Genomic DNA, 3,465 nt, shown 5'->3' with positions numbered 1-3,465 from the left:
ACCCGGCGCTGACCGGCTACGTGCGCGACGCCCTGGAACGCCGCGACTGAGCAACCCCGGGACCGAGGAGTCCCGGGACGCCGCGGCCCCGGGGGCCCGCAAGCCCGTCCCGGCCGGGCAGGGCCGCCGCGGGCACCTGCGCAAGATCTCGGTGGAGATGACGCCCGAGGAGCACACCCGGCTCAAGCACTGGATCTTGAACGCCTTCGGCAGCGATGCCCGCGCCACGCCCGTGATCAAGGCGCTGCTGGAGCAGGCCTACAACGACCCGGCGCTGACCGGCTACGTGCGCGACGCCCTGGAACGCCGCGACTGAGCAACCCCGGGACCGAGGAGTCCCGGGACATGAAGAAGGCCCCCGGACCGGTGTCCGGGGGCCTTCTGGGTGGAGCGGGTCTAGCGGTCGATCGTGTAGAGGCCGCGGTCGGCGCGCACGACGTCGGTGTCGCCGTTGACCAGTTCGAGCAGCGCGTTGCGGACCGAGCCGGGCCGCACTTCCTTGCCCCCGTCGGCCAGGACGGCGGCCAGGACGTCCTCGGCGCTCATCGGCGCGGAGGCATTGGCGAGGGCGGCGCGGACACGGTCGATGATGCGGGGCGCGGCGGCGCGGGGCGGCTTGGCGGGGGAGTAGGACTTCCCGGCCTTGCCCGCGGGCCGCTTGTCCTCCTCCTCCTGGGCCTCGTCGTAGACGGCCTGGCACAGCATGGCCATTTTGACGGGGTCGTGGCGGGCGGCGTAGGCCTCTCCGGCGGCGTCGTGGGAGGCGTCCTCCAGGGTGGGCGGGGCATCGTCGCCGTACAGGGCGAGGATCTCGGGGTCCAGGCCCGGGGTGGGGGCGATGGAGCCGATGCGGAAGTGGCGCATCATCGCGGTGGGGTGCGGGCCGGACAGCAGGTAGGCCATGCCCTGGGTGCCGGGCGCGTCCTCTTCGTCGTCGTCGGCGTCGATGGCGAACTGCGAGCGGAGTTCGACGTTGCGCAAGCTCTTGGGGATGGGCATCAGCTGGGCGGTGGCCGGCAGGAGTCCGTCCGACACCAGCTGGCGCATCATGCTGGAGGACCAGCGCAGCAGGGTGACCTCGCCCTCTTTCAGCATGGCGCGCAGGGTGTCGGATCCGCCGAGTTCCTCCAGGTGGCTCGCCTGCGCTGAGAGGCCGATGCCCTCGCCGACGGACCGGCCGGTGCGGCCGAGTTCGCGGATCAGGTAGGTGGCCTCCTCCCGGTACGGTGCGCCTTTCTCCAGGAGGCGGTTGGCCTCCTCGATGCGCAGGTGGTGCAGCGGGTCGGGAGCGTCGCGGATGAACGCGGTGCGACCCAGGCGGCTGTAGCGCTCCATGCGCTCCTGGGCGACGTTGACCGCGGCGCGCAGCATCAGGATGGCCTCTTCGGGCGTGGTCCCGAACCAGTCGACGTTGTCCCTCGCCTCGGGGACGGACTGGCCGTTCTTGAGGTCGCACACCCAGGAGACGATGCCGTTGCGTTTCTCGGCGGCCAGCTCCAGCTGCAGCGTGCGGGACTTCCCGGCGCCAGTGGTGCCGAACAGCAGGAACCGCTGGGCGCTGCCCGTGGCGGGGTCGTACAGGCGGCGCTTGACCGTGCGGCCGTTGTGGTAGACGCCCACCGCGATGCGGCCGTGCCGGTCCATCACCAGGTCCTCGGCCGTGACCGCGCGGACCTCGGCGAGCGGGTTGGACGGGTAGATCGTGACGATGGCCCGCCGCAGCCCGTCGGTCTCCACCGCGATGCGGGTCGGGTCGGCGATGTCCAGCGCGGAGCACAGGGCGGGCAGGTTGTACTCCAGGACCTGGCCCTGCGGTACCTCCAGCATCAGCTCCACCACTTCACCGGCGGCGGGGGCGAGGACGCTCATCTCAGTGCTCCTTCAGGTCGACGGGGCGGCCGTTGATGTTGATGCCGGTCAGGACCGCGCCCGGCATCCCCTTGGGGGCGATGCGCGAGGTCCACAGCGCGGCCGGGTCGGCGGCCTTCTCGGCCGCGCCGATGCTCAGGCGGCGCACCCCGGCGCCGCGGCCTGGCACCGGGGAGACCTTGATGAGGTCTTCGGGGATGTCCATCAGCGCGGACAGGCGGCGGATGGAGACGTCGGGGACGGGCTCGCCGGGCACGGCGGCGCGGATGACCGCGGTCATGGAGTCCTCGCCGGTCCGCGTCACCTCTTCCAGGACGGTGCCGGGCGCGGCGCCCTTGGCGCCGGCGGCGTGCTGGGTCCACCACGCGGCCACCGGGTGCAGGTGCTCGGTAGGCGCCGCGTCGAACGCCTCCACCTCCCCCGCCGCCGCGACGGGGGCGGGGGCGGGGGAGACCATGCGGCGGGCGGTGCGGGCCGGGCGCAGCAGCCAGGTGGCGGCCGTCCAGACGACCGCGCCCAGGACCTCGCCCCAGTGGATCCCGGCGACCAGCCGCTCGGCGACCAGCAGGACGGACAGGGACAGGCCGGGCATCAGGTACAGGGCGGTGGTGGTGGCGCGCTGGTGGCCGGGAGGCTGGCCCAGCCACAGCGTGGCCAGGCCGCCGACGGTGGCCGCGCTGGTCGCCAGCAGGGCGGGCCCGGCCGTCTCCGGGGCGAAGAGGACCACGCCCGCGGCGGCCGCGGCCGCGACGGTGGCCGCCCGGCCGGTGCGGTCGCGCACGGTGTCGATGCGGCGGCGCGCGTCCTGCAGCTGGGGGGCATCGGACAGGTCGATGGTCAGTCGCTCCATGGTCGTGCTCCTCACCGGTTGGAGTAGAACTGGGCGTCGGCCATGGGGACGGTCAGGGCCTGGGCGGCCTCGGCCACGGACCCGTAATCGGCCTGGTGGGCTTCCGAGGCCTGGGCGAACAGGGCGGCGAGGTCCTCGCATCCGGCGGCCATGGCGTCGGCGATGTCCAGCGCGGCGCGCATCACGGCGGCGGCCTCGCGGTGCTCGGCGACGGTGTCGGCGTCGACGGACAGGGCGGCCATCTGGTCGGCGAGACGCTCCACGGACTCCGCGCAGCCCTCGACATAGCGGTAGGTGCCGCGCACCGTCTCCGACAGCCCGGCCAGCTTGGCGCCCGCGGTGGCCAGCTCGGCGACCAGGAGCGTGAACCGCACGATCCCCAGGCCCTCGCCGCCCTGCTCGACCTGCTGCCCGGCGGCCTTCTCGATCTGGGTCATGTCTACTCCTCGTGGTATTCGCGCTCGGCGGGGCGGGTGTGTCCGGCGTCGCGGACGGCGTCGGCGAGCGGCTGGTGGCGGGCGGCGGCGTTGGCGCCGGCGGTGGCGACGGCCTCGGCCGCGGTGGGCAGCGTCGCCGCGATCGCCTCGGCCTTGGCCTTGACCGACTGGGTCTGGTCCATCAGCCGGGCGAGCATCCCGGCCAGCACGCCGGGCACCTGGAGGTCGGCCACAGCGGCGGCGACGACTTCCAGCTGCCGGTACAGCCGGTCGCAGCCCTCGGCGGTGGCGGGCGCGGCGGACGCGCCC

At 73.9% G+C, this 3,465-nt stretch carries 5 protein-coding genes; 1 reads left to right on the top strand and 4 read right to left on the bottom strand.

Annotated elements, in window-relative coordinates:
• On the top strand, positions 1 to 316 hold a 316-nt coding region (locus ABD327_RS34740), incomplete at its 5' end, for a hypothetical protein (RefSeq protein WP_344457413.1).
• 80 nt (positions 317 to 396) lie between these two features.
• On the opposite strand, the gene ABD327_RS34735 is transcribed toward ABD327_RS34740, so the two are convergent.
• The 4 genes from ABD327_RS34735 to ABD327_RS34720 all read right to left on the bottom strand — a co-directional run.
• Positions 397 to 1,869 (bottom strand): hypothetical protein, encoded by a 1,473-nt coding sequence (locus tag ABD327_RS34735; RefSeq protein WP_344457411.1) that lies wholly within the window; start codon positions 1,867 to 1,869, stop codon positions 397 to 399.
• 1 nt (position 1,870) lies between these two features.
• Entirely contained in the window at positions 1,871 to 2,719 is an 849-nt protein-coding gene (locus ABD327_RS34730; protein ID WP_344247974.1) for a hypothetical protein, read from the bottom strand.
• An 11-nt stretch (positions 2,720 to 2,730) separates the two neighbouring features.
• On the bottom strand, positions 2,731 to 3,156 hold the full coding sequence (locus ABD327_RS34725; protein ID WP_344247976.1) for a hypothetical protein: 426 nt from the start codon (positions 3,154 to 3,156) through the stop codon (positions 2,731 to 2,733).
• A 2-nt stretch (positions 3,157 to 3,158) separates the two neighbouring features.
• A partial coding sequence (locus ABD327_RS34720) for a hypothetical protein (protein WP_344457408.1) occupies positions 3,159 to 3,465 on the bottom strand: 307 nt, incomplete at its 5' end.

Source organism: Actinocorallia aurantiaca (assembly GCF_039533685.1).
Taxonomy (GTDB): Bacteria; Actinomycetota; Actinomycetes; order Streptosporangiales; family Streptosporangiaceae; genus Actinocorallia; species Actinocorallia aurantiaca.
The sequence above is the reverse complement of the archived record's forward strand: the minus strand, read 5'-3'. Positions and strand labels throughout refer to the sequence as shown.